Source organism: Pontibacterium sinense, assembly GCF_015209595.1.
GTDB classification, from domain to species: domain Bacteria; phylum Pseudomonadota; class Gammaproteobacteria; order Pseudomonadales; family Balneatricaceae; genus Pontibacterium; species Pontibacterium sinense.
In genome coordinates this window covers 31301-56145 of record NZ_JADEYS010000016.1, presented here as the reverse complement: position 1 = coordinate 56145, position 24845 = coordinate 31301, and the positions used below count along the sequence as shown (strand labels likewise).

Below are 24845 nucleotides of genomic sequence, written 5' to 3'. Positions count from 1 at the left end.
CGATATGGTCAGAAGCTGTAACGCAGCCTCGCATACACACTACTGGCATCTTCAAACTGCCCAAAGAAGGTGTGTTCTTTTTCGCCCACAAAGATATTTGCGCCTGTTACCAGCGAGGTACTGTCGTCAAACCGATAGGTGACTGACGGGCGCAAAAACATATCCTCGTCAGATGGCGACCAATAGTTAAACCAAGACAAAATCAGGTTATCCTGCATCATCCGATACGTCAGGCGTAAGGTCCACACGTGACGCTTTTCATCTGGCCGAAAGCGAGAGTTGCCATCAGTACGTGTTAGCGCTGAATAATCCTGTATCCACTCCAGATAGTACTGGGTTGCGGCGGTCAGATTAGCCACGAGTTCCTGCTCGTATCCCACCAGCAGCCTCAGCTGATCATTCGGCAACCGCGGATCATCACCACGATGATCCTCGCCTTCATACCACCCCAGCTCGGCATTCGCGATGCCTGCTCCCAGATTCCCCCGTACACTAGCGCCATACGTGTTCAAACGGCTGAAGTAAGCATCACCCGCCGCTGTCATCGCGTTAGGCTGCTTCCAGAAGCCACGATAGGCATACAGTGCCCATTCAGTGCCCGCCTGTGTACCATGTAATCGTAAGGCCAGCTCACCGTTGTCCGGAGTCTCTTCAGGATCAAGCGGCACCAAATGCTGAGCCGTTTGCTGCCCACTCATCGCATCAAAGTACGAAAAGCGCTCTCCGTCGATAAAACGATCGCTGGTAAATAACGGTGTCCATACCAGATCTATATTCGCAGCTTCGTTGTAATAGCTGAGCTTGGCGCTGGCAGACGGCGCTTTCAGATACTGATCGTCACGACCGGAAAAATAGGAGACCCAATCTTTGGGAAACATATCGTTTATAAATAACAGATCTCCTGTCCCCCACGTCAGAATTTGCTGTCCGATACGCAGGTCGAGGTTCTGGCCCGGGCTGATATCTAACAGTGCTTCACGCAGCTCACCGTGCAGCCCATGCTCAACCCCATCCGCATAAAGATCTGCCTTCAGGCTGTAGCGGTTGCCACCGATGTAATCCGCGATCTCCAGCTGCGCCCGCATATCTGCCAAGGTCAGATCTTCGTCTGGCAACACCGGATCACTGTCTAATCGAGCTCCGGCAGACAGCTCTACAAAACCATGCCATGGGGTACTTTCCTCCTCTTCGCCCCAGCTGTCATCGCCCCACTCTTCCGCAGCCAGTAGCGGCTGACACAGGGTCGTAATGGCGAACAAGGACGGAAGCAGATGTTTAAGGACCAACATCCTACTCATGACTTAGGCCTCTTAAGCCACTCCCGTGGTAGTTTTCGCAAAGAACGCTCAGTAAACACGGAACGATCCATGCCAACATCGTATTTGATGAAGCGGAACTCCATCGTTGTCATACCACCGGAAACCAGGTCACTGACACGGGATTTCGTCACGGTTGGGTGCCCCTGAACATCTTTAACTTCCAGCACCTCTACCCGACGATAAAGACGTTCGGCGCTGTCCTTATACTCTATTTTCACAGGTAGCAGGTTGGCCTTATCGATCCACACACGGTACTCGCTGAACTCAACGCTGGCTGGGTCTTTAGGTGTGTTATCCACCACATAATGTTCATCCGTGGTATCCACCAGCGTATGCTCGTCTTCACTGATATTACGCCCGGAGACATCTTCATAGAAGTAGTGAGATCCGACAAAGCTGGTACGCTTATCCCCCGCAGAGATCCGCTTGACCAGGTCCAGACTGGGCAGGTAGAGCCAGCGATCATCATCGCTCGTGGTATGTTTCGCGACCATAAATACGGTGTTACGAACATCTGCCGGACGGCTAAAGGCCACAAGAAAGTCCTGATCACCGCCATCGTCACGGTCATACCGCAGAATCGTAAACTGACGGGTCTGCTTTCGCCCTTGCCCGTCAGTGATCACCATCCGCGCCTCAGACCGACCGTCGTTTGCTTTGTAATAGGCGGCGAGATTCGACTGACTCACAATCTCGTTTACATCCGTCATATCAGCAGCCTGAGCAGACGTCACCACAGGTGTTATGGCCAATGCGGCCGTTAAAAACAGGGAGCGAATCAGATCAGACATTCTGTTTCTCCTTCTTCATACCAAACAGAGCATTTTTGTTTCGGATGCTATCCATCACCGCAGGCAACAGCAGGACGGTAACGACAGCAGACACCGCCATGATGGTGGCTAAAAAGAATCCCACCGTGATGTATGGGACCAACGGGGCAAACAAGAGCGGTGTAAAGCCAACGGCGACAACGACCGCATTGCGGCTAATCGCCCTTGCCGGACCTTTATACACCTCTTCAATAGTGAGCTGCCATTTGCCCGTTTCACGATAAATTGCGCGGGTTCGCTCAAGGAAATGGATCGCGAAATCGACGGACAATCCCAACGTCAGCGCACTCAGCACCGCAATTGGCATATCGTAATCCTTGCCGATCAGACCAATCAGGCCATAGATGAACAGGATCGTTACCGTCAGCGGCAGCATGGACAACAGACCAATTTTCACCGAGCGGAACAAGAACACCATCATCAGAAGCACCATCGCAAAGGCACTGAGCAAGCTGCTCAACATCCCATTCACCATCTGATCCTGCCACACCACGTTGATGTAGGTGAGACCGGCCCAGTTTGCCTCAACACCTTGTGGCAACGGATTGGCCGCAACGTAGCGATCAACCAGTTCAATCACTTGGCTCATGTCCTGATTATCACCGCTTTTCAGCTGCAACCAGAGCACACTGGATCGGTAATCTGGCGTCACCATATGCCACAGGTCGTTGGGACGGTGTGAGGACTGATAGCTCAGAATCGTTTGAGCTGCCGCTGACGCATTACCCGGCAAAGTGTATTGCTCGGCATCTCCGCCGTTCAGCTCACGATATACCGTCTTTAATAACGTCGGCAGACCGTTCGATTTACCAATCAACTCCGATGCATTCAGGTGTGCTTGTAAGCTATCCAGATACTCCAGCGCTTCCGGCGTCAGAAAGTACTTGGCACTTTGCTGAGCGTCTTCGGTCACCGCCATGAGTTTCAGCCACAATGCTTCCTGCTCCGGCCGGTTATACGATGCTTCATCAAACACGTTGATCAAGTTATCGGTATAGGTCTGAAATTGCTCGTTTTCAGCCTGCGCCAGGATATCGGACAACGCCGTTGCCACGGCAGAATCACCCACAGCCGCTTCGGTCAGTGCCTGCTTAAGAGATGCACGTTCTTCGGACAGGTCCTGCTTTTCCAACACCAGATAGGCTTCATAGGTGCCAGAAAAATGAGCGTTCATCACTGTGTCTGCAACCCGCAAACGGTGATCCTCTTTGAACCAGCGAATCGGGTTATCGTTAATCTGAATCTGACTGACACCGTAAGCCGACACCATCACCAACGCGATGAAGCCAATGACCAGGCCCTTTGCTCGTGCCAGAGAGAACTGACCCGCCTTCACCAACAAACGACCCAACGCAGAGTTGTCGTCTTCTTCGATGTTGTGATCTTTGAGTGCGGCCAGACGTTTTTCAGACAAACTCACAATGTATGCCGGTACAAAAATAATCGTCAGGATAAAGGCCAGAAGAATACCCACGGCCACATGCAGACCAAAGATCTGTACCGGAGGAATCGGCGTAAATGCCAACGATGCAAAGCCGACGGCGGACGTCACTGAGGTATACAACATCGGCGTAAACAGATGACTCAACACCTCCGCCAACGCTTTGCGTGGATTTTCGCCAGGACGGTAGCGATCAGCAAACTCGGACAGGATATGTACCGAATCCACCACCGCAATGGGCATTAAAAATATCGGGATCATCGAACTCATGATATGCACGGTGTAACCCTGCCCGATCAGCAGGCCCATCGTGATTATCACCGTCGCCATCGCCACAATCATCGGTGCGGTGATCAGCAGGAACGAGCGGAAAAACACCCACATCAGGATAAAGATCATCAAGCCCGCCAGTGGCGCAGAGATCGCCATCTGGATGAACATCTCCACTCCAAAGGTATCTTCAGCCACGGGCAAACCGGCCATATAGTATTGATTCTGGCTATCCAGCGTATCAATGACCGTCTGAATCTCTTGCGAGAGCCGGTAGCTTTCTGATTTCGATTCGATCGGTATATAGATCGCCGCAGCTTTGCCATCCTCCGCCACCAAGGTGTTCTGTAACAACGGCAACCGGGCTACAGCCTCTTGAATACGGGTTACCTGGGCATCCGTTTGCGGAGCCATTTTCATCATCCATTCGAAACGGATGCTACCTGGTCCTTCCTGAGAGATGTTGTCTACGGTATCCAGTGCCATCAGGTCCTGACGCACCACACCATCCATCTTCTGAATCTCAGATGACAATGAATGCAGATCAGTCAGCGTCTGGCTGTTGTATACCCCATTGGCATTCGTTTCGTTTACCACACCGACAACGATCATATCGTGCAGAGCAAAACGCGCTTTCACTTCGTCGTGATATGCACGATCCACCTGATCATGGGGCAACATGTTTTCCGGGTCGGTATCAACCTGAATGGAAGGGATCTGTAACCCTGCCAGCACCACCAGTGCCAGCACCAGATAAAATACCTGCTTGGGTTTATCCATTGAGAATGATACGAGACGATCTCGCAATGACATGGGATCAGGCTCCTCTGAAAATCGATTACTGTCAGCTATAGAGCTCAATTATATTAGAAAAAACTAATATTTAAAGCATTAAATTAGCTATAGTTGAAATAACAGATTGCGAAAACGCAAAGCGATAACAAAGGCCGACTGAAACCTGCGAAAGATCAATGAGTGAGTAGATTGTTCAGTCGAAGGCCTCATGAAGAGGTCCTAAACGTGGGTTTCCCCGCTTTTTATGCTATTACCATATAGAGAATATTAGAAAGCGATATATTAGAGAATTGAGATGGTACGGGGCTTTCAGTAGAATCAAGCTCGATAATAATAATGCAAAGCACTTGGGTGATAGATTGAACGAACTTAACGAAGCTGCTCTCCCGCCGATGGATCCGGAAACACTGGAGATGATGAAGGAGAACGCCTGCAAAGCGGCCAAGCTGATGAAAGCATTGGGGAACGAAAGCCGCCTGCTGATTCTGTGTTATCTGGACGGCAAGGAGCTGTCTGTGTCTGAGTTAAATGCTTGTCTGGATCTAAGCCAGTCAGCCCTCTCTCAGCATCTGGCCGTGTTACGTAAAGATGGCCTGGTCAGTACCCGTCGGGAGTCACAAACCATTTTTTACTCTCTGGAAGGTGATACAGCACAGCGTATCATTCATACATTACACGAAATGTTCTGCCCGGCAGTCTAACAACCGGACCCACCCCTGAATCGACTGCTGTTGCTGCACCAACAGCAGAGATTCATATAACGGCTGCCTCACACAGACCGCCGTTGAGCATCAGTTAAATATTCCCATCTGTACCACTGCCATGTAACAGCCGGTACCGCCCAAAATACTCACCAATGCATTACGCATCGTCAGATGAAGTACCAACACCGAAAATAACCCCGCCAGCTCAGGTAAAAAATCCCGACTGATCAGGTCTTCCCCCTTGAAGGAATAGATCACCAGTAACACCATCAGCACCGGTGGCAGATATCGGCCCAGATACCGTAATACAGGGTGATCTGCCACTTTGTATAACAATACAAAGGGCAACACCCGCGTCAAAAATGTCGCCGCTGTCATCACCGCAATAACCGCGATCAGATACGGTACGGATTCCATCGTTCCCCTCCTTTATACAGCAACAACGTGGCAACCGAGATCAAAATGGAGATCAGCAACATCTGATCCTGACTGATAAAGAGCAACACCCCCACACCAATCAGCAACGCCAGCGCAAAAGGTGCGGCTTGTCGCAGGTGGCGGTATTGTTCGATCGCTAACACCATAAAGAGTGCGGGCAGTACAAACTCTATTCCCGCTGTCGATAAACTGATCTGTGTTCCCAGCCAGCCCCCCAGAGTACAACCCAATACCCAATAACTTTGATTAAACAGCGTGACTCGCAGTTGATAGTCCGTTTTATCCATCCCTTCCGGGGGCTGGGTGGAGGTCAGCAGAGAAAAGGTTTCGTCAGTCAGCCCAAAGATCAGATAAAAGCGGCGCCAGCCTTTGGCTTTCATGCTGCTTAGCAGCGAGATACCGTAAAAGATATGCCGCGAGTTCAGCAGGAAAATGGTGATAAATATCTCCAGTAATCCGGCATGGTTCGCCAATAACCCCACCGCCAGAAATTGCGCCGCCCCCGCAAAGATAAAGACACCCATGGCACACGCAAAGAGCCAGTGATAACCCAGTTCACTAAACAACACGCCAAATGCCATCCCTAAAGGGATATAACCAAACATCACCGGTAGTGTTGCTTTAAACACGATTTGATTCAGCGAAACAGACATAATAAGAGATGAGGGATTCAGAAAATGAAGCGGCATCCTAGCACCGCACTCTGCGAGAGCCAAACGGATATGCACCAGAAAGGGGCAAACCGCCAGACAATAAAAAAGCCGCTCCAAAGGAGCGGCCCAAATGCTTACTTACCTGCTACGGAGAAGATGTCCTAACCTGCTAAATGCGTCGCTAGTCGATCAGAGTAAAGCTATGTAAAACGAAACCTGATTTCAGTGTAGCAGGTATTTCAACAGTTGCAGTTCTGAGGAACCTGCGAACACAAACTTAGTGCTGCAGACGGTAAATCTGCCAGTCTTCAACCGGATCGTTCAGCATCATCTTCATATCAACAACCTCCTCTTCAGCGTTAAAGCTGTTACGGAAGCCCAGCTTTTTCGCCAGCCCCTGCATTCCCTTATTTGATGGCAAAGTTGAACCGATAATCTGCAAAGTACCGCGATCACGGCAGTAATCGACGACCTTTTGCATCAGTATTTCACCCAGGCCTTCACCCTGCAGATCATCGCGAATAACGATCGAGAACTCACTGCGGATGTTATCCGCATCCGTCACGGCCCGCACAACCCCCAGCGTTTCAACACCCTTCCCCTCTTTGACCGGTGCAGAGATGATAAACGCCATTTCGCGGTCGTAATCGATCTGCGTCCAGGTCGCCAGTTCATGGTGGGTTGGTACACCACGGCTGTAGAAATAACGTAAACGGATCGATTCCGGGCTCAGCGTATTGTAGAACTCCAGATGATTCGGTTCATCCTCACCCCGGATAGGTCGCACAACGGCAGCCCGCTTAGAACGGCGTAGGGTGATTTTTTCACTGAGGTGCTCAGGATACGGTGAGATCGCCGGTTCTACCGCGTCCCCTAAGGAAACAGTGGCATCAACAACCAATAAGCCGCGTTTGTTCAACAGCAGCGGATTGATCTCCAGACACGCCATGTTCGGCAGATCTACGATCATCTCAGACAGCTTAATCAGCAAATCACTGAGCTGCTCGATGTCACGCTCAGGCTGGTAGCTGTTCTCCTGAATCACGTTAAAGACGCGGGAATGCTTAATTAACTCCATCGCCAGAGAGGTATTCAGTGGCGGCAACATCACCTGACGGTCAGCCTGCACGTCCACCGCATAACCACCCACACCAAAAATAATCATTGGGCCAAAGGTTGGGTCACGAGTCACGCCCACGTTGATCTGCAACGACTGGAAACCGCGTTTCATCTGCTGCACGCAGAATCCCATGCAGTCCTGATCTTCGTAACGCTCACCCACGCGGTACGCCAGTTTGGTCACCGCATGCTTCACTTCGCCAATGGAATAAAGATCCATCGCCAGATCTTTCCAGCGCTGATTAGACTTTTCGTCGTAGCAGAACGGGTAAACATTATCCTTATGCAGGGCTTTTACAGCTACGGAACCACCCAGGCTTTTCGCTACTGCCACCACGCCGTTGATATCATCTGCGTAGTGAGTGTTGATTGCGGGTACATCGTAGAGATCCAACAGATCGCCCACTTCAGCGTGGGTCAGATAATCCCGTTTCTCTTCCAGTGCCTGTGCCACCATCTCGCGTGCACGCTGATGATTCGGACCGTTCTGCTCCGTATAGGGCATCGGCGTCTGACGCATCACTTTCTGATTGCGACGGTAGTCCACCATATGCATAAACGCATCAACACTCTCCTCTGGGGAGATAAACGTTGGCAGACCCGCGCTATAGAAGTGATTGCGGGATTCAATCGCGGTCGCACGCCCCATCCAACAGGTCAGCACATTACGAGGTGTTTTTTTCGCAACCTTCACCACTTCATCAGCGGTATCAACACCCGGTGCCAGACGTGTTGGCGCATGCAGCACCAAAATACAATCAACGTTTTTGTCTTTCGACAGAATACGAATGGTTTCCGAAAAACGTTCCGGTGTCGCATCTGCATGCAGATCCACTGGATTCTGGCCATCCCAGTGATCAGGTAACAGATCGTGCAGTTGATTGCTTGTCTGTTCAGTCAACTGACTCAACTCGCCGCCTTTCTTCAAAAGGCGGTCTGCCGCCAGCGCAATCGGGCCCATACCGTTGGACACAATCGCCAGACGCTCACCGCGCATCGGCTTCATACGCGACAGGGTTTCGAGCGCATTAAACAGCTCATCAGAGGTGCCGACCCTCACAGCACCGGCGCGGCGCAAAGCGGCATCATACACCTGATCTTCGTCATCGAGACCCGGAGCAACATTGTGACTAACCTTCTGATCACGAATCACATCCGATTTCAGCACCAGCACCAGTTTGTTACGGGAAGCAGAACGAATAGCAGACAGGAAGTTACGGGACGACCCTTCAACCCGGTCGATCTGTAACAAGATTGATTGTGTATAAGGATCTTGCGCAAGGTAATCGACGACGGACGGCAAATCCACATCCACCCCATCACCCAGCGTTAAGAAGTGAGAGAAGCCAATATCATGGCCGTTCGCCCAATCAATCATCGCTGTGCCCAAAAGACCGGATTGGCCAACATAGGCCACCTTCCCTTTGGCGATGTTCATGTGCGAGTAGCTGGCGTTCATCTTATGACCCGGCACCAGCATTCCCATGCAATCGGGGCCTAAAATACGGATGCCGTAGGGCCGTGCAGACTCGCGCACTTCATCATGCAATGTACGCTTGGTTTCAGCATTCAGACTGGATAAACCACCCGTCAGAATCACTGCCGCTTTCACCATATTGGCGCCCAATTTTCGAATAATACCCGGCACCGTTTCGGGTGGTGAGCAGATAATCGCCAAATCCGGCATCTCAGGCAGGTCACCCAGCGCTTTGACACAAGGAATTCCATACACCTGCTCATAGCCCTGAGAATTCACGGCCATCAGCTCACCCTGATAGCCACTCTCAAGAAGATTTTGCAGGACCGCACCCCCCATGCTGTTTACAGTCTCGGATGCACCAAAGACGGCGATGGAAGTTGGTTTAAAAAAGCGTTTGAGATACTTCGTACCCAAGTCGGACCTCGGAGCGTTCAGCTAATCTGATGACGTTATAGCAAGAAAATATTACAGCGAACAATTCTACTACCATCGTCTAAATTACGCAGGTGCAAAATTAGAACATTTTGATATTAGTCATAGTTAAGGTCATAGATGTAGAAACGCGGTATGAGCCAAGCCCATACCGCGCTTATTACTTGCACCTACCTGGCAGTTCGCCTATCAATCCCGACAGACTGTGTGACTGCGAAGTGATGCCACAGATCTCCCGTTTAAGGGAATCTCTGAAACCGCCACCTTGACGACAGTTCAGATCACTAAGTGAACAATAGTTCAAAAACCAAATAACCAAACACATTGAATCTGAATTTTTCTCATATACCTTAGGGGGATTACTGCAAAAATTCTCTCTTCACTTCGCGAAAATTTAGGCCATACTCAGCTCAGACCGGTCAATCAAACGAGGTGGTGATCATGGCAAGAGACATGCAACACGATCAGGCATCCGATCCAGTCGAAGAGGACTTTTTGGCGGATGGAGAGTTTGCAAGCGCGAGCGAAGTGGAAGACGCCCGGATCTACAAGTCATCAAGCATCAGCCCCAGCAAACGGAGGCGTATTGAGATGATGCAGGAAGAGAGAGAGTTGCAAAAAGCCTTGCGCGAGGTATTCGACGACGACTGAATTGCTTTACCCCGCCCCCTCCGGCGCTTAGAGTAATAGGATGTTAAAAATATCCAATAATGTCTCTATCCCGGACGATGAGATTGAGCTACGCGCAATCAGAGCTCAGGGGGCGGGAGGCCAGAACGTCAATAAAGTATCCAGCGCGATCCATCTACGGTTCGACATCCGTGCGTCATCCCTGCCCGACTATTACAAAGAACGCTTGCTCGCGCTCAGCGACAGTCGTATCAGTAATGAAGGAATCATCATCTTAAAGGCACAGGAATACCGCAGTCAGGAGCAAAACCGCGAGGCAGCTCTGGCACGTCTGGCCATGCTTATCAAAGATGCAACGGTTGTTCAGAAAACGCGACGTGCGACTAAACCCTCCCGGTCATCCCAGCGAAAGAGAATGGATAAGAAAACTCAGCGCGGACAAACCAAAGCATTACGTAAAAGAGTTAATCACTAGCGAGCGGTGTAGCTGGCAGCCTCTTCTCATTGAGTGATGCAATTGCCAAATAACCATCAATGCGCGCCAGATGCTTCACGACCCTGACTAACCAGCGCAATGCTTCCAGCTGCTCCGTACCCTCCTCTACATCCAGCTTTCCTGACACCATCTGGGCAATGATTTCTTGCCGGATACGGGTACGCTGGCGTGATAACCGCTCATGTAAAGACGTTAAGACTTCACTGTCCATACCTTCATTCTGCAGGTAGTGGCGCAATGCATGGAGCTGGGTATGCAACATACGCATTTTAGAGACGGCCATCCCTCGTTGCGGCTCCTCATCACAACGTTCATGCAGCCGCTGCAGGTGATCCATACAGTGCATCATTGCGGTTAACGCATCCCAATGTTGTGTTTTGTCAGGCTTTACCTTCAGTGCGTTAAGAAAATTGTGCACCTGATCCAACAAATGCTGCAACCGCGAAAGAAGCTCTCTATCCGCAGGTATCCCTTTCACTAACAAGCCGAGCTGACAGCTTATCTGGTCGCGCAAGCGTTTTAACTGCGGGAGGACGGCACGCAAAGCGATTGAGGGTTCGTTGAGTAGAAACGGATCAAGACTGAGGCTGAGCTTATCCTTACCTTCTGGGATCAGGTGTTCAATCAACCGGGCGAACTGATTAGCAAGCGGCAACAAAAGGATCACCGCAGCCAGATTAAAGCTGGAGTGAAAGGCAACCAGCGCAAATTCCGCAGTATCCTCTACATCAGCCGCCGAGAGCAGTTGCCAGAAGTAGATAAAGGGATCAAGCATCATCAGTGCAATCAACACCGTCACCGCATTAAAAACCAAATGGGAGACCCCGGTACGGCGGGCTTCCACATGCCCTCCCAAGGTAGCAATCAGCGCTTTAACCGATGTCCCCAGATCCATACCAATAACCACAGCCGCTGCCTGCGCAAAATTGATACTACCAGCGAACAACAGCGTCAACATCGCAGCAACCCCTGCACTGGAGGATTGCGTAATCAGTGTTATCAAAATCCCTAGCAATACCAGCTGTAAACGCCCGATCAGCGTATCGTCAGGAAAGGTCTGCGGTGTAATCAGGTCATCAAAGCCCTGCAGGCCCTGCTGCATCAGACTGATGCCAAGAAAGATCAGGCCAAAACCCGCTAACGCGTAACCAAGATCTGCTGTACGCCCGTTGGCAAACACCCGCAGAATCGTGCCCAGAAAGATCAGCGGTAGCAGTAAAACACCTAATTTAAGCTTAAAGCCAAGGAAAACCACCAACCATCCTGTGACAGTGGTTCCGAGATTAGCACCGTAGATAATACCCAGCGCTTGGGGGAAAGAGAGCAAACCGGCGCTGACAAACCCCACCGCGGCAATGGTTGTCGCACTGGAGGACTGTAAAACTGCGGTTGAGGCAGCGCCGGTTAGCGCCCCGGTCAGAGGGCTTCGGGTAAAGCGTGCCAGCAAACGCTGCTGACCGTCTCCGGCACCGGAATGTAAGCCATCCACCATGATGACCATGCCAAGGATAAAAACCCCAAGGCCACCCAGTGCCTGCAATACCCCCACAACCATCCCCTCAGTTCAACAGCCGCTTATTTAAAAAGCATAGCTGCTGACTGACGGAATACGGTGATTAAGAGAGTTGACGCACGGTCAAGCTGACCTGATGTTGATCATCCGCAAGGAACAGATCCCCGTCACTGATAGTTAGCGTCAGTTCCATATTGCGGTTTACCATAGCGGCTAGCTGTTCCACCTCATCCCAATTGAATCGGTAGATCGACAACTTAGGAAGCGCCTGTAAGCTCTCCTTATTCTTTTCCCACCAGATATCCGTTTCGCTGCCATAGGCATATAGCGTGACTTCTGGCGCACGGCTGATGCCCTTGCGGATACGATCCGTCGATGCCTGACCCAACTCAATCCAGTGATCAACACTGCCATCCGGACGGATAATCCAAAGATCGGGCTCATCTGTCGCAGAAATTCCGCGACTAAACACCAGATCCTGATCCTGATTCAGCCCATACACCAACAAGCGAACCATCATGCGCTCCGGGGTTTCAGATGGATGCAGCGCCAGCGTCAATTTGCACTGCTGGTAGTTGTTCCGATCCATATCGACCAGATTCAGATCCACTTTATATATCGTAGGCTTCAGCGCCATGGCAGCAGGTTTCCCGTTCAGTTCTGTTGAGTGGAGAGTAGACATGGATTATACGTGATTCCTACCAAATCTCAGGTATCGCGGAACAGGCTTAACTTAGGCTAAAATTGGCGCCCTACTGCCGAACCCATTCCGCCCTGGAGACACCATGGAACTCAAACACCTTGCTATTCGTGAGCTATTAAAAGAAGCCGACGAAGAAACCGCCCAGATCAGCGACAAAGGTGGTGTCATGGACATCCACAGCGGTATGGTGATCAATCTGTTTGAGTCTCTACTCAACGCATTTGAACGCCGCTCCTCTCTTACGCATGGTTCCTTTAACCAGGAAAATGAAGAGGGTTACCCCTTTATCTCTGCCTTTGACAAATTTCTGGTCAACGAAGAAGCACCTGAGAACTTTGCTCAGTTGATGGAAGCTGGCATGTCGCAGTTAGCCGCAGCAATTGCTGCACCTTCGGCTCGTGCTGCATCCGGGGGTTATGTGATTTTTGCGGTGTATGGCAGTGATCGGGCGGATTATATGCTGGTGGCATTGGTGCGGGACCGCAGTAGTATTGCTTTGGATGAGACCCTGAGCCCAACTGAAGTGATTGAGGTGAATCTGGAACAGTTGCATCAGGCTGCCCGTATCAACATCACCACATACAAACAGGGTAAAGACAGCTACCTAAGTTTTATCGGTAGCAAACAAAAGGGTGAGATCACCCACTACTTCTCCACAGCGTTCGGCTGTACTGACGTCACGCCGTCCCGGAAATCAACCGGGGAGTTGATCCGGGCAACACGTGATTTCTGCAGCCAGTATGATCTGGGTGAGAGAAAAGAAGATATTGTCGAAGATGTGGTCAGCTATCTGGAGCGCCAGCGTTCCGACAAACAGACCGCAAACCTTAACGATATCGAAAACCTGTTTGACGCCTACATCCCACCTGAACAGGCGGAAACAGCAGCAGGCACATTCGGTGACTTTGCGAACGGCGGACCTTATAACGTCAGCCATGAGTTTCAGCCGCACACCAGCACCATCAACCGCTTCTCTAAAGTAAAAGCCAAGTCTGACAACTGGCAGTTAGACTTCACCAAAAAAGCCTTGGGGCGGGCAAACTCCGGCAAAGAGATTGTATTCGATGAAGAAAACGGCACGCTAACCCTGAAAAAATTACCCACTAAAGTGATGGAGCAGATTCGCATCGCGCTGGAACAAGACGACAGCTAACCCCTCTGGATCACCCTCTTCTCCATGTCCGCTAGACATGCAACATTTTTACACTCTAGCGGACATCTCCCCGTCACAATCCGACCGCAGAATAGCACTAACTTCTCACGACCAATCAACGTGATTCAAGGTCTGCCAGAGGATTTTGTGCAGCGCACAAAAAAATATTGACTTGATCAAAATTAAGCCTACAATAATTCCCATATTGTGCATCGCAACAAACTTACGGAGAAGATAACGATGAACGCACCTGTAGATTTCCAGAAGCCTTTCGAAGCTGTTAAATCCCTGATGACGATTCAGGCTGAAGCAATCACTAAATCTGTTGAACAGCAGCAGAAATCCGGTGAAGAGCTGACTAACTTCTTCAAAGCTGAAGCTGAAAAAGCAAAAGAACTGAAAACCCCTGAAGACATCATCAAGTTCAACATGGATGCGAACAAAGCACTGTTCGAACTGATGAAAGCTCAGGGCGAAGCATTCACTGCAATCGCTAACTCTGCACGTGAAGCCGCTATGAGCGAAGTTGCTAGCCTGACTAAATAAGTCCGCTGAGTACTTCCAGAAACCCCGCCAACTTCGGTTGCCGGGGTTTTCTTTTGCCTGAAAATGCTATCTGCCCGTCTTGCCCCTTCACTAAGAACACACCGTTACCGGGCCAGCATGGCTTCATGCCCTCCCCCTTATCAGGCATTGACCGAAGATATAACTATTTTTGTGCACTGCACAAAAATAGTTTGACTGGCTGATTTTCAACCAGTACTATGGCCACATATTATTTTTGCACTGCAACAAAATTTATCGGAGCACTCGCTATGACTAACAACGCTGATTTCCAGAAGCCTTTCGAAGCTGTTAAAACCCTGATGACTATTCAGGCAGACGCTATCTCTAAATCTGTTGCTCAGCAGCAGAAATCCGGTGAAGAGCTGACTAATTTCTTCAAAGCTGAAGCTGAAAAAGCAAAAGAACTGAAAACACCTGAAGACATCATCAAGTTCAACATGGATGCGAACAAAGCACTGTTCGAACTGATGAAAGCTCAGGGCGAAGCATTCACCGCGATCGCTAATTCTGCACGTGAAGCTGCTATGAGCGAAGTGACTAGCCTGACTAAATAAGTCCGCCTAGCATTTCAAGAAACCCCGCCAACGTCGGTTGCCGGGGTTTTCTTTTGTCTGAAACTTGTCCCCTGTCCGTCTTATCCCATCACTAAAAACACGCCTTTACCCAGTCAGCACCGTTTCATGCCTACCCGTAATCCGAGTCTTAGGTCGGAGACAAAACTATTTTTGTGCACCGCACAAAAACATGTTGACTGGCTGATTTTCAACCAGTAATATGGCTGCATACTGATTTTGCACTGCAACAAAATTTATCGGAGCACTCGCCATGACTAACAACGTTGATTTCCAGAAGCCTTTCGAAGCTGTTAAAACCCTGATGACCATTCAGGCCGACGCTATCTCTAAGTCTGTTGCACAGCAGCAGAAAACAGGTGAAGCACTGACTAGCTTCTTCCAGACTGAAGCTGAAAAAGCAAAAGAACTGAAATCTCCTGAAGATGTAATCCAGTTCAACGTTGAAGCGAACAAAGCACTGTTCGAACTGCTGAAAGCACAGGGCGAAGCATTCACTGCGATCGCGACTGAAGCTCGCGAAGCTGCAATGAGCGAAGTAACTAACCTGTCCAAGTAATATCAGGTTTAGTTCTTCCAGAAGCCCCGCCAACTTCGGTTGCCGGGGTTTTCTTTTGCCCGAAATAAAGCGGCCTTACTTCTCATCTGCAGATTCAAGCATCCCCAGCATGGCCACCAATCCCTGATCCAACGCTTGAAGGTCACTTCCCGCCAGCGGAGCCAGAATGCCGTGGATATTATCCACATGCGCTTCGACAGTTCTATTGATCAGATCCAACCCTTTGTCTGTTAGTTTAACCAGCTTGCTACGCGCGTCGTCGGGATTTGCCTGCCGCTCAACCAACCCGGACGATTCCAGGCTTTTTAAGCGATGGGTCATCGTACCGGAGGTTATCATCAGTGTTGAAAACAACTCGGTAGGAGCCAAGCAGTAGGGCGCGCCAGAACGACGTAACGTCGCCAGTACATCAAACTCCCACAGCGTCATGCCAAACTCAGCAAAAACAACATCCAATCTTCGCTGTAACAACGCAGCACTGCGCTTCAACCGTCCCAACGTCCCCATAGGAGTCACATCCAGATCGGGTCTTTCACGCTCCCATTGATCCAGAATCAAGTCGACTGCATCTTTCTGCTGCTTAGCCTTCATTGCCACACTCTCTTCAAATAATTTATCTTGATATCAAGGTATTTACATGCAAGACTTTATTTTATCTTGAATTGAAGACAAATAACTATGCCTATCACACGCTTTTCCGATCTTTTTCTAACTGCGCTGGCGCCGATGGTCTGGGGCTCAACCTATATTGTGACCACAGAACTGTTGCCAGCAGATCGCCCATTCACTGCAGCGCTACTACGAACACTCCCTGCCGGAATTCTGCTGGTAATGTTTAGCCTACGTTTTCTTAAACACTGCCAATGGTGGCGGCTTATCATTCTCGCTGCATTGAATATTGGTGTATTTCAAGCGTTCCTGTTTGTTGCAGCATATCGATTACCTGGCGGACTTGCTGCGGTATTGGGCGCGATTCAGCCATTGATCGTGATGGGACTGATATGGGGATGTGATCAGCAACGTCCAGCTAAACTGGCGGTGTGGGCGAGCTTTACAGGTGTCATCGGCATGGCAGCGCTACTACTCGCGCCAGGAGCCGCTTGGGATCCAATCGGTATTGCTGCCGCGCTGATTGGCGCAATCTGTATGGCAGGCGGCACATATCTGACACGTCGCTGGCGCAGTGACCTGCCGGTTCTGGCAATGACAGGCTGGCAATTGTTGCTCGGCGGCTTGATGTTAATGCCGATTGCACTGATCGTTGATCCACCACTGCCAAGCCTCAACTCCCTGCAGGTCGTCGGTTATATCTATTTATCACTGTTTGGGGCGCTGCTGGCATACGCACTCTGGTTCAGAGGCATTAGCCGGGTTTCTCCCGTTGCGGTGTCCTCCCTTGGCCTGCTGAGCCCTCTCACAGCAGTGATATTAGGCTGGCTAATACTTGATCAGAGCATGAGTGGTGTTTCACTGCTTGGACTGTTCACAGTATTGGGCAGTATTCTCGCGGTGCAATGGGCCTCAGCACCTAAAACACCCCAACATACCAGCGCACCAACCTCTAAAGCTGCGCGCTGCACAGCAAAACCTTAACCTGAATTAATATCAGAGGATGCTTACATGTCCAACCCAATGACCCAATTACTTGAGACCCGAACATCCACCACGCGCTACCAGACGGACTCTCCGATCTCTGATACGCAGGTAGAGGAGTTAGTACGTTGTGCAACATTAGCCCCCTCGGCGTATAACCTACAGAACTGGAAATTTATTGCGGTGCGCTCTGATATTGCCAGAACTAAACTGCAGCAAATCGCATACGGGCAGTCGCAAGTTGGGGATGCGCCCGTAACCTTTATTGTTTGCGGCACACTAGAGGCGCATAAACAGCTGACTGAAACGCTTCAACCCTCAGTTGACGCCGGTATTATCAGTGAAAACCTGCAAGCCAGCTGGGTGTCTGCTGCCACAATGTCTCATGAGAACAATGCTCAGCTACAACGTGATGAAGCTTTCCGCTCCGCATCACTGGCCGCTATGACATTGATACTCGCTGCTCAGGGGATGGGGCTGGCAACTGGTGCGATGAGTGGGTTTGATACGGAATTACTGAGTGATACCTTCGAACTATCACCGGAAGAGGTTCCTGTTATGCTGATCACTGCAGGCTATCCAAAGGAAAGTAACTGGCCTCAGAAACGCCGCAAGCCTCTCTCAGAGGTCATGCGAACCGTATAGCAGAACGATTCTCATCTTTTATACAGACACAAAAAAGGCGACCCAAAGGCCGCCTTTTTTACTACCAGACGCGCATTAAGCCGCGTCGTGCAGATTATTTCCATTCTCAATAAGCGCCTGATGCAGAGCAATAATAGCCTGATCGTAATCATCTTCATGCACAATACACTGCATCTCGACCTGACGGATTGACTGGTGCAGGGCCTGCACATTGATGTCAGCTTCTGCCAGTGCAGTAACGGTGCGGGCCAGAATGCCTTTCACCTTCATGTGCGAACCGATAGCAGACACAATTGCCAGGTTGTGCAGCTGTACCGCACCTTCCGGGTATGTGTCTTCGATCAGACGGGTTGCACGGTTTACCATCTTGCGGGAACCCGCAACATAATATGTGATGCTGTTCGCATCCGCATCTTTGTTAACCACATACAGCTTCAGCTGACGCAGCAATGTGGAGATCTCAATATCGTATCCCGCATCACCCAGCATCTCCTGATCGAAAATTTCGATACCAAAGACATCTTTGCGTCCGGCAATGATCTCAACACGTGGGATTTCGCTGCGATATTCCTGGCTAATCAAAGTACCTTCGTCTTCAGGCTGGAATGCATTCTTAATACGTAACTGCACACCGCAGCGACGCAAGCCTTTTGCCGCTTTAGGGTGGATCGCTTCCATACCCAGATTCGACAGCTGATCGGCGACGTCGTAGTTTGTACGGCCGATCGTAACCACATTATCCGTACCCACCAGCATCGGGTCGGCAGAACTCAAGTGATATTCCTTATGAATGATCGCTTCAGTTGCACCTGTGACAGTTGCAATTGCACTGAAGGTCATCTCGCTATAACCACGGTCAAAGGTAGTCATCAGACCTTCTTCGCAATGGGTATATCCCGTTGCAATGACCAGCTCTTTATCAAACTCGATGCCATCAAATTGCTTAGCGACCATCTCTTCGAAAGGAATTGGCGTAGCCATATGCCAACCGGTCAGGTCAACGAAGCGGGCGTTAATACCTTCTTTACGCAGGGCTAATACCGAGTTGTATGCACTGTGAGCTTCACCAATTGACGCCAGCATCTCACGCACCTTCATCAGATGCTCTTCCAGCTGGAAGTGACCGTAGCTGCACAAGTGATGCAAGCTCTTCATGCAGTCACGTACATCATTCAGGCGTTCAGCAACAAAGTTGTTCGCTGAGGTCAGCTCAAACTCAGAGTCAAATAGCTCGGAGTTAATCTCCTGCATATTCACCTGAAGTTTATTCAGCGCTTCTACCCAGGCTTCTTCACTTTCTGCATTTGCAAAACGTGCGTAAACACCCGGCTCACCGGTTTTTTTATGTTCCAACAGCTGGTTGGTAATACCGCCGTATGCAGACACCACAAAAATTCGGTTATACAGCTGATCTTCGCTGCGCTTACCTATCAGAATAGTGTCCATCAATTCCTGAAAGCGGCTCATGGACGTGCCGCCAATCTTCTCAACTGTATGCATACTTAAATTACGCTTTCTCAGTGACTGCCGTTGGTCTTCGCCTGTGAACGGATCAGAACATGAAGCATTGTGCCTAACACTCCACAATAACTGGCCCTTTCCAGCGCGAAATACAGAAAAATTTGGCGCAAAATTATACACCAAAAGTATGAACTTGTGTGCAGAACATCGTTAACCTATTGGCTAACATCAGCGATAAAGTGATCTTAAGCCGATCAACTTTTCCCTGCAGAAGGTCCCACTACCCGGTTGCGACCTTCATTCTTTGCCCAGTACAGACGCTCGTCGGTACGGTGCATCAGGTCAGAATAGGATTCGCCTTTACGTAACTGAGAGACGCCAAAGCTGGCAGTCACCGCTCGATCTAAACCAAAGCTCTCAGTTTCAACCTGCAATCGCAAACGATCAGCGATATTGGTAGCAACCGAACCGTCAGTTTCAGTGACGATAATCATAAACTCCTCCCCCCCGATGCGGGCGAGGTAATCGTAGCTGCGCACAAACTGACTGATACTACGAATCAGCTGCTGCAATACCCGATCCCCTGCTGGGTGACCATAGGTATCGTTGATCAATTTAAAGTGATCGATATCAAAAACAATCAGTGCCAGCGGTGAATCTGAACGATGTGAACGACGCACTTCATTCGTCAGAATTTCTACGGCCCGACGACGGTTTAGGATGCCGGTCAGCGAATCGGTGCCAGCCTGAGAGACTAGCATTTCAATCTCACGTTTGCGTCGTAAAGCAAAGATCAACAAATACAAAGGAAGGATGAACATCAGGCTGAAAACCAGATCATCCAGCTGCATACTTTCATATTGCTGCAGATATGCAAAAACATGCTCTGCTGCATCAAACTCCATATTCAGAAAGATGATGCCTAAGAACAGTGGACTGCAAAACAGCAACTCCATCCAGAGACGCCGCCTTTTCTGAAACCTGTGACTATTCAAACGCCTGACCAACCTCTATCGCAATTCCAGCCCTTATATTATGCAGGCATGGGCCGTATTCTGTTCTGACATTGTAACGTTGATCGTTCGTAACCAGAAATTTATTAACGTTCGATCTACAACAAACAGGGGTCCTTATCGGCCGCATTTCCGATTTCCAAAGTACAGATACAAAAAAGCCATCCTGGTGAAATTGACATCCATCAAACGCGCCTATTTGCAATTCAGCTAATGTAATCCGCATCAATTTGCAGCCCAGTAGCCAGGAGCAAACAATGAGCAGCTTACCCCTCGAAACGATCCCCAGCGTCCAGCTGGATTTCATGAATGACGATCACCGCGAAGCCACCCTGCTAACCAACAAAATCTATGCCATGGTGCAGGACGCTAAAGACAATTCTGAATTTGATCGGGCGGCGATTACAGAAACCATGCACGCAATTTTTGTTCATGATCAGGAACACTTTGCGCGTGAAGAAGCAGAGATGGAACGCACAGGGTTCCCGGCGTATGGATGCCACAAAGGTGAACATGAACGGGTACTGGCTGAACTGCAGGAAGTCTATCAACACTGGCAGAACGGGATGGAACCGGAAACGTTAGAGAAATATCTGACAGAAACGATGACTCCCTGGTTTATTAATCACATAAATACGATGGATACAGTGACCGCCATGTTTGTATCACGACACGACTAAGCCCTTAATTAAACGAACGTACGCTTTATCTTTTCTGAGTTTTACGGTTGATGGTCAGTAGCGCCCAGCGGTTAATCAAATTTAACCGCTGATCTGAACGAATTTTATTGTCGTATATTGCAACGCGCTTATATTTAGTTATAAAGTTCGTTCTCCTCATTATCAGGAACCCGGCAATACCACTTGGTATTCACTTGCCAAACGCGGTTTATTTCCGGGAAAGGGACTACAATTTAATAAGCTCACCCCTGAACTTTTATTCCTAACAAGTATCAGGCGCTTATTAGCAGTAATAAGGACGTCCTATTCATCTGCTTGGTAGTACATATTGCTCACTATGATAAACGACGAAATCAGCCAGAAGCTGATGCCCTTGAGTCTTGAACAACTCGATATAATTCAGCAAAAACTCGAACAATTGGTCGAAGAGAAAAAAGAGGCCAAGAAGCGTAAAAGCAATTTACCTCCTGTTGCCGGAGACCTCGATTCACTTGCTGCTATGCAAGATATGGATCTGAGCAGTTTGATGCGGGAAATTTCGCGTCGCTGATCGCAACCCTCGACCCATAAGATGAGAATGCACCTATAAACAGGGTATGGGCGAGCCATATTTCGCGCGTGCTTTTTTGCGGATTTCAACACTCTTCTCTGATATGCTCAGACACTATCCTGTGTCCGCGGGCACACTCCTTTTTGACAGAGAAGATAAGTCAGCGCCATGAGTAAATATTGGAGCGAGGCGGTTAACGGCCTCACCCCTTACGTTCCCGGTGAACAGCCGAAAGACACCGGTATCACTAAATTAAATACTAACGAAAACCCTTACCCCCCGTCGCCTGCTGCGGAAGCTGCTATTCGAGACTTTCCACTGGATCGATTGCGCCTCTACTCAGATCCGGATTGCGCTGAATTAAAACAGGCGCTGGCAGATCATTTCTCGCTGGAAAAGAAAAATGTATTTGTGGGCAACGGTTCTGACGAAGTATTAGCCCTTACTTTTATGGCTTTTTTCCGTCAGGAACATCCGCTCTTGCTGCCGGAAACCACCTACAGCTTTTATGACGTGTACTGCAACCTGTACGACATAGAGTACAAGCAGATTCCGTTGTGCGATGACTTCAGCATCGATCTGAACGATTACGCAGAACCTAACGCGGGTATTATCTTCGCCAATCCCAACGCCCCTACCGGGCGCGCCCTAGCATTGAGCGAGATCGAAGCGCTGTTACAGCGCAATACCGAATCTCTGGTCGTGGTCGACGAGGCTTATGTTGATTTTGGTGCCACCAGCGCAGTCGAGCTGATCAATCGCTACGACAACGTTCTGGTCATTCAAACCTTCTCTAAATCTCGCTCACTGGCGGGAATGCGGGTGGGTTATGCAGTGGGACACGAAGACCTGATTGCCGGCCTTGAGCGCGTCAAAAACAGCTTTAACTCCTACCCGCTGGATATGCTGGCAATTGCATCCTCTGTCGCTGCGATTAAAGATGACGCCTACTTCCGTGAAACCACACAGAAAATCATCGATACTCGCGAGTGGACGGAAAAAGCGTTAGCTGAGCTGGGTTTTGTGACGGTACCGTCCAAAACTAACTTCCTGTTTACCAGCCACCGCTACGTTGAAGCGGCTGAGCTCATGGGGTTCTTGCGCGCAAATAAGGTTTTGGTACGCCACTTTAGCAAACCGGGCATCGACAACCACCTGCGTATCACCATCGGCACACCCGAAGAGATGCAGCTGCTGGTAGACACACTGAAACGGCACCCTGACATTATTTCCATGGGCTAATCAGCCACTCATTTGTCGTCGCGGCAAAGCTCCGGGTAGAGCTTACTTAATCATCAAGCTCTACCCGTGATTTCGATCTGCCCCTCTTAAGCAAAGTTTCACGCATCAGTTGCCCCTCTCGCGTCACCGTATAACGCTCCAGATCCTCCGCGAGACATAGATGCCCAGCGTATTCCTTTATCGCTTCCTGCCGCAGATCATCCATTGTCAGATATTTACGCTGACCGTTGGCTGACGGAGTCGCAGGTTTATCAAGGTAACGCGGACTAAAGTGCGTCAGAATCAGATGTGGCAACGAGGCGGATTCAGCAAACGCGGCAACGTCTGCAGCCGTCGAATGCTGGGGTGCCGAACCCACCTTCTCGGCAATCGCCTGCGTATAGGTTGCTTCATGCACCAACAGATCGGCATGACAGCAGAGCCCCGCCAACAGCTCGGGTTTATCGTTGTCGCCACCGATAACGGCCACGCGTCCTTTACGGGCAGGTTGTGAATATTGCTGCCCATCCAATACCCGTCCATCGCTCAGCGTCACCGTTTTCCCTTGCTGTAACTCGCGCCACTGAGGTCCACTAGGAATACCTTCCTCTTTGAGTTTTTCTACCTGTAATGTGCGCTCAACATCTGTCTCCTCAAAACGATATCCATAGCTGGGAACACGATGAGACAACGGACAACAACTGATCTTCATACCCTGCTCATCCCACACCTGCTGCCGGCTTTCCACCGTCACAAAGTGCAGTTCATACTCCAGGCTGAGCTCTGCAAATTGCATCATTGCCTGCAAAAACGGCTGCAATGCAGCTGGACCAATCAACGTCAGTGGTTCGGTTCTCCCCGACAGCTGAGCGGATGCCAGCAATCCCGGCAACCCGTAGCAATGATCACCGTGCATATGCGTGATCAGAATCGCCCGCAGCTTCATCAAAGACAACGGAGCCCGCAGCAAACGGTGCTGTGTCCCTTCACCACAATCAATGAGATACCAGTCACGTTTACCTTCCGGATTGAGCGCGACGGCACTCACATTTCGGCTCCGTGTCGGCGTTCCGGAAGAGGTCCCTAAAAATGTAATCTGCATACCATCGGTTACCTTTTATTCTGACGGGGCCATAACGGGATCCATACAATACTGTTTGGGCGGTTTCCCTAGCGCTTTACGAAACATCGCCACAAATGCGCTGGGGCTGCGATAGCCCAGAATCAGCGCCACTTCAGTGACCCCTTTGCCTTCTGCCAATAGCTTTACAGCCTCCTGTAAACGTAACTGCTGACGCCACTGACCAAAGCTCATCCCGGTTTCGCGCAAAAACAAACGCCCTAAGGTACGGCCACTGGCCCCGACATCCGCTGCCCAATCCTCCTGTCCTCGATTGTCAGCGGGGTCTTCCCTGAGCTTTTCCATGACCCGTATGACCCTGCGATCATTCGCCGACGGTAGATAAAGAGGCGAAGGCTCCAACGCCTGCAACTCATCACCAATGACGGCCATCAAATGGGCCGCCGGACTGTCAGGCAGATATTCTCGACCATGACTGACCGCTCGGAGGATCAACTCACGTAAAAAAGGAGATACCTCCAAAACACTGCACTGTGTGGGTAACGCCTGAAACTGCCGCTGATCAATATACAGATGACGCACCTCCGCCGGAGACACCGCACAGACCTGATGCTCTAAGCCTCCAGGTACCCAAACCGCCTGGGTCTGCGGAATAACCCAAGTGCCATCGGGCGTATTCACACGTATAGCACCCACCGATGCATACACCAGCTGAGCACGCGGATGGGCGTGTGGGATCACATCCTCATCACCTCGCATCACACCGCTCATTCCAAGAATCGGTCTCAAAGGGTCATCAATCGAGCCAATCCCGCTGGGCGGTCTTCTTGTCCGTTTCACAACATTACCTGTCTATTTATCGCATGTTTACCTCTACATTAAGGCTCAGAATGATCACCTTAGCAATCGATACGATTTACACCGGAC

25 protein-coding genes are annotated in these 24845 nt (G+C 50.0%); 12 read left to right on the top strand and 13 right to left on the bottom strand.

All coding sequences use genetic code 11. The annotated features are described in order from the left end of the window. Positions 1–8 precede the first annotated feature (8 nt). The 3 genes from IOQ59_RS15130 to IOQ59_RS15120 are packed head-to-tail and all read right to left on the bottom strand — an operon-like array spanning position 9 to position 4673. Entirely contained in the window at positions 9–1298 is a 1290-nt protein-coding gene (locus tag IOQ59_RS15130) for a DUF1302 family protein (RefSeq protein WP_228050931.1), read from the bottom strand. Next, positions 1295–2110, bottom strand: a complete 816-nt coding sequence (locus tag IOQ59_RS15125; RefSeq protein ID WP_193954225.1) for an outer membrane lipoprotein-sorting protein — start codon at positions 2108–2110, stop codon at positions 1295–1297. The genes IOQ59_RS15130 and IOQ59_RS15125 overlap by 4 nt, the downstream gene beginning before the upstream one ends. Further along, positions 2103–4673: an efflux RND transporter permease subunit gene (locus tag IOQ59_RS15120; protein WP_193954224.1), complete on the bottom strand. Its 2571-nt coding sequence runs from the start codon at positions 4671–4673 to the stop codon at positions 2103–2105. Before IOQ59_RS15120 ends, IOQ59_RS15125 begins: the two co-directional genes overlap by 8 nt. A 374-nt stretch (positions 4674–5047) precedes the next feature. Between IOQ59_RS15120 and IOQ59_RS15115 the strand changes: the two genes are divergently transcribed. Next, positions 5048–5356, top strand: coding sequence for an ArsR/SmtB family transcription factor (locus IOQ59_RS15115; RefSeq protein ID WP_193954338.1), 309 nt, complete (start codon positions 5048–5050; stop codon positions 5354–5356). A 90-nt stretch (positions 5357–5446) separates the two neighbouring features. Here the strand turns inward: IOQ59_RS15115 and IOQ59_RS15110 are convergent, their stop codons facing one another. From IOQ59_RS15110 to IOQ59_RS15100, 3 genes are all read right to left on the bottom strand, one after another. Beyond that, positions 5447–5776, bottom strand: coding sequence for a branched-chain amino acid transporter permease (locus IOQ59_RS15110; protein WP_193954222.1), 330 nt, complete (start codon positions 5774–5776; stop codon positions 5447–5449). Next, a complete protein-coding gene (locus tag IOQ59_RS15105; RefSeq protein ID WP_371871878.1) occupies positions 5755–6426 on the bottom strand; it encodes an AzlC family ABC transporter permease in 672 nt (223 codons plus the stop codon). Before IOQ59_RS15105 ends, IOQ59_RS15110 begins: the two co-directional genes overlap by 22 nt. Positions 6427–6727: 301 nt before the next feature. Continuing rightward, entirely contained in the window at positions 6728–9463 is a 2736-nt protein-coding gene (locus tag IOQ59_RS15100; protein WP_193954220.1) for a bifunctional acetate--CoA ligase family protein/GNAT family N-acetyltransferase, read from the bottom strand. Positions 9464–9922: 459 nt separating this feature from the next. Here IOQ59_RS15100 and IOQ59_RS15095 point away from each other — a divergent pair, with 459 nt between their 5' ends. Together IOQ59_RS15095 and arfB are read left to right on the top strand one after the other, a co-directional pair. Then, entirely contained in the window at positions 9923–10132 is a 210-nt protein-coding gene (locus IOQ59_RS15095) for a PA3496 family putative envelope integrity protein (RefSeq protein WP_193954219.1), read from the top strand. 40 nt (positions 10133–10172) lie between these two features. After that, a complete protein-coding gene (gene arfB / locus IOQ59_RS15090) occupies positions 10173–10586 on the top strand; it encodes an alternative ribosome rescue aminoacyl-tRNA hydrolase ArfB (RefSeq protein ID WP_193954217.1) in 414 nt (137 codons plus the stop codon). Here arfB and IOQ59_RS15085 read toward each other — a convergent pair. Together IOQ59_RS15085 and IOQ59_RS15080 are read right to left on the bottom strand one after the other, a co-directional pair. Beyond that, positions 10576–12156 (bottom strand): Na/Pi cotransporter family protein, encoded by a 1581-nt coding sequence (locus IOQ59_RS15085; RefSeq protein WP_193954216.1) that lies wholly within the window; start codon positions 12154–12156, stop codon positions 10576–10578. The genes arfB and IOQ59_RS15085 overlap by 11 nt on opposite strands. A gap of 67 nt (positions 12157–12223) precedes the next feature. After that, entirely contained in the window at positions 12224–12802 is a 579-nt protein-coding gene (locus IOQ59_RS15080; protein ID WP_228050930.1) for a YaeQ family protein, read from the bottom strand. Positions 12803–12905: 103 nt separating this feature from the next. Here IOQ59_RS15080 and IOQ59_RS15075 point away from each other — a divergent pair, with 103 nt between their 5' ends. The 4 genes from IOQ59_RS15075 to IOQ59_RS15060 all read left to right on the top strand — a co-directional run bounded on the left by IOQ59_RS15075 (position 12906) and on the right by IOQ59_RS15060 (position 15674). Beyond that, a complete protein-coding gene (locus tag IOQ59_RS15075; protein WP_193954214.1) occupies positions 12906–13976 on the top strand; it encodes a nucleoid-associated protein in 1071 nt (356 codons plus the stop codon). Positions 13977–14216: 240 nt separating this feature from the next. After that, the gene (locus IOQ59_RS15070) at positions 14217–14522 is read left to right on the top strand and encodes a hypothetical protein (RefSeq protein WP_193954213.1); all 306 of its coding nucleotides are present in this window, start codon (positions 14217–14219) and stop codon (positions 14520–14522) included. 269 nt (positions 14523–14791) lie between these two features. Then, entirely contained in the window at positions 14792–15097 is a 306-nt protein-coding gene (locus tag IOQ59_RS15065) for a hypothetical protein (protein WP_193954212.1), read from the top strand. 271 nt (positions 15098–15368) lie between these two features. Next, positions 15369–15674: a hypothetical protein gene (locus IOQ59_RS15060; RefSeq protein ID WP_193954211.1), complete on the top strand. Its 306-nt coding sequence runs from the start codon at positions 15369–15371 to the stop codon at positions 15672–15674. Positions 15675–15749: 75 nt separating this feature from the next. Here IOQ59_RS15060 and IOQ59_RS15055 read toward each other — a convergent pair whose 3' ends face one another. Then, a complete protein-coding gene (locus IOQ59_RS15055; protein WP_193954209.1) occupies positions 15750–16265 on the bottom strand; it encodes a MarR family winged helix-turn-helix transcriptional regulator in 516 nt (171 codons plus the stop codon). A gap of 87 nt (positions 16266–16352) precedes the next feature. On the opposite strand from IOQ59_RS15055, the gene IOQ59_RS15050 reads away from it, so the two are divergent. Next, entirely contained in the window at positions 16353–17267 is a 915-nt protein-coding gene (locus IOQ59_RS15050; RefSeq protein ID WP_193954207.1) for an EamA family transporter, read from the top strand. Between the two features lie 27 nt (positions 17268–17294). Continuing rightward, positions 17295–17912 (top strand): nitroreductase family protein, encoded by a 618-nt coding sequence (locus IOQ59_RS15045; RefSeq protein WP_193954206.1) that lies wholly within the window; start codon positions 17295–17297, stop codon positions 17910–17912. 75 nt (positions 17913–17987) lie between these two features. Here the strand turns inward: IOQ59_RS15045 and IOQ59_RS15040 are convergent, their stop codons facing one another. Continuing rightward, complete coding sequence (locus IOQ59_RS15040; RefSeq protein ID WP_193954205.1) at positions 17988–19412, bottom strand: aspartate kinase; 1425 nt, start codon at positions 19410–19412, stop codon at positions 17988–17990. Between the two features lie 215 nt (positions 19413–19627). Continuing rightward, entirely contained in the window at positions 19628–20329 is a 702-nt protein-coding gene (locus IOQ59_RS15035) for a GGDEF domain-containing protein (RefSeq protein WP_193954204.1), read from the bottom strand. Between the two features lie 314 nt (positions 20330–20643). Between IOQ59_RS15035 and IOQ59_RS15030 the strand changes: the two genes are divergently transcribed. From IOQ59_RS15030 to hisC, 3 genes are all read left to right on the top strand, one after another. Then, complete coding sequence (locus tag IOQ59_RS15030; protein ID WP_193954203.1) at positions 20644–21066, top strand: bacteriohemerythrin; 423 nt, start codon at positions 20644–20646, stop codon at positions 21064–21066. Between the two features lie 337 nt (positions 21067–21403). After that, entirely contained in the window at positions 21404–21616 is a 213-nt protein-coding gene (locus tag IOQ59_RS15025) for a hypothetical protein (RefSeq protein WP_193954202.1), read from the top strand. Positions 21617–21784: 168 nt separating this feature from the next. Continuing rightward, a complete protein-coding gene (gene hisC / locus IOQ59_RS15020; protein ID WP_193954201.1) occupies positions 21785–22858 on the top strand; it encodes a histidinol-phosphate transaminase in 1074 nt (357 codons plus the stop codon). Positions 22859–22904: 46 nt separating this feature from the next. Here the strand turns inward: hisC and rnz are convergent, their stop codons facing one another. Continuing rightward, positions 22905–23939 carry a ribonuclease Z gene (rnz, locus tag IOQ59_RS15015; RefSeq protein ID WP_193954200.1) on the bottom strand — a complete coding sequence of 345 codons (1035 nt, stop codon included), beginning with the start codon at positions 23937–23939 and terminating at the stop codon, positions 22905–22907. A 15-nt stretch (positions 23940–23954) separates the two neighbouring features. Continuing rightward, the gene (locus tag IOQ59_RS15010) at positions 23955–24758 is read right to left on the bottom strand and encodes an AraC family transcriptional regulator (protein ID WP_371871877.1); all 804 of its coding nucleotides are present in this window, start codon (positions 24756–24758) and stop codon (positions 23955–23957) included. Between the last annotated feature and the right edge of the window lie 87 nt (positions 24759–24845).

Coding starts and splice junctions, on each gene's coding strand:
- IOQ59_RS15130 (WP_228050931.1), bottom strand. CDS start 1,298: ATGAGTAGGATGTTGGTCCTTAAACATCTGCTTCCGTCCTTGTTCGCC.
- IOQ59_RS15125 (WP_193954225.1), bottom strand. CDS start 2,110: ATGTCTGATCTGATTCGCTCCCTGTTTTTAACGGCCGCATTGGCCATA.
- IOQ59_RS15120 (WP_193954224.1), bottom strand. CDS start 4,673: ATGTCATTGCGAGATCGTCTCGTATCATTCTCAATGGATAAACCCAAG.
- IOQ59_RS15115 (WP_193954338.1), top strand. CDS start 5,048: ATGGATCCGGAAACACTGGAGATGATGAAGGAGAACGCCTGCAAAGCG.
- IOQ59_RS15110 (WP_193954222.1), bottom strand. CDS start 5,776: ATGGAATCCGTACCGTATCTGATCGCGGTTATTGCGGTGATGACAGCG.
- IOQ59_RS15095 (WP_193954219.1), top strand. CDS start 9,923: ATGGCAAGAGACATGCAACACGATCAGGCATCCGATCCAGTCGAAGAG.
- arfB (WP_193954217.1), top strand. CDS start 10,173: ATGTTAAAAATATCCAATAATGTCTCTATCCCGGACGATGAGATTGAG.
- IOQ59_RS15080 (WP_228050930.1), bottom strand. CDS start 12,802: ATGTCTACTCTCCACTCAACAGAACTGAACGGGAAACCTGCTGCCATG.
- IOQ59_RS15075 (WP_193954214.1), top strand. CDS start 12,906: ATGGAACTCAAACACCTTGCTATTCGTGAGCTATTAAAAGAAGCCGAC.
- IOQ59_RS15070 (WP_193954213.1), top strand. CDS start 14,217: ATGAACGCACCTGTAGATTTCCAGAAGCCTTTCGAAGCTGTTAAATCC.
- IOQ59_RS15065 (WP_193954212.1), top strand. CDS start 14,792: ATGACTAACAACGCTGATTTCCAGAAGCCTTTCGAAGCTGTTAAAACC.
- IOQ59_RS15060 (WP_193954211.1), top strand. CDS start 15,369: ATGACTAACAACGTTGATTTCCAGAAGCCTTTCGAAGCTGTTAAAACC.
- IOQ59_RS15055 (WP_193954209.1), bottom strand. CDS start 16,265: ATGAAGGCTAAGCAGCAGAAAGATGCAGTCGACTTGATTCTGGATCAA.
- IOQ59_RS15050 (WP_193954207.1), top strand. CDS start 16,353: ATGCCTATCACACGCTTTTCCGATCTTTTTCTAACTGCGCTGGCGCCG.
- IOQ59_RS15045 (WP_193954206.1), top strand. CDS start 17,295: ATGTCCAACCCAATGACCCAATTACTTGAGACCCGAACATCCACCACG.
- IOQ59_RS15040 (WP_193954205.1), bottom strand. CDS start 19,412: ATGCATACAGTTGAGAAGATTGGCGGCACGTCCATGAGCCGCTTTCAG.
- IOQ59_RS15035 (WP_193954204.1), bottom strand. CDS start 20,329: ATGGAGTTGCTGTTTTGCAGTCCACTGTTCTTAGGCATCATCTTTCTG.
- IOQ59_RS15030 (WP_193954203.1), top strand. CDS start 20,644: ATGAGCAGCTTACCCCTCGAAACGATCCCCAGCGTCCAGCTGGATTTC.
- IOQ59_RS15025 (WP_193954202.1), top strand. CDS start 21,404: ATGATAAACGACGAAATCAGCCAGAAGCTGATGCCCTTGAGTCTTGAA.
- hisC (WP_193954201.1), top strand. CDS start 21,785: ATGAGTAAATATTGGAGCGAGGCGGTTAACGGCCTCACCCCTTACGTT.
- rnz (WP_193954200.1), bottom strand. CDS start 23,939: ATGCAGATTACATTTTTAGGGACCTCTTCCGGAACGCCGACACGGAGC.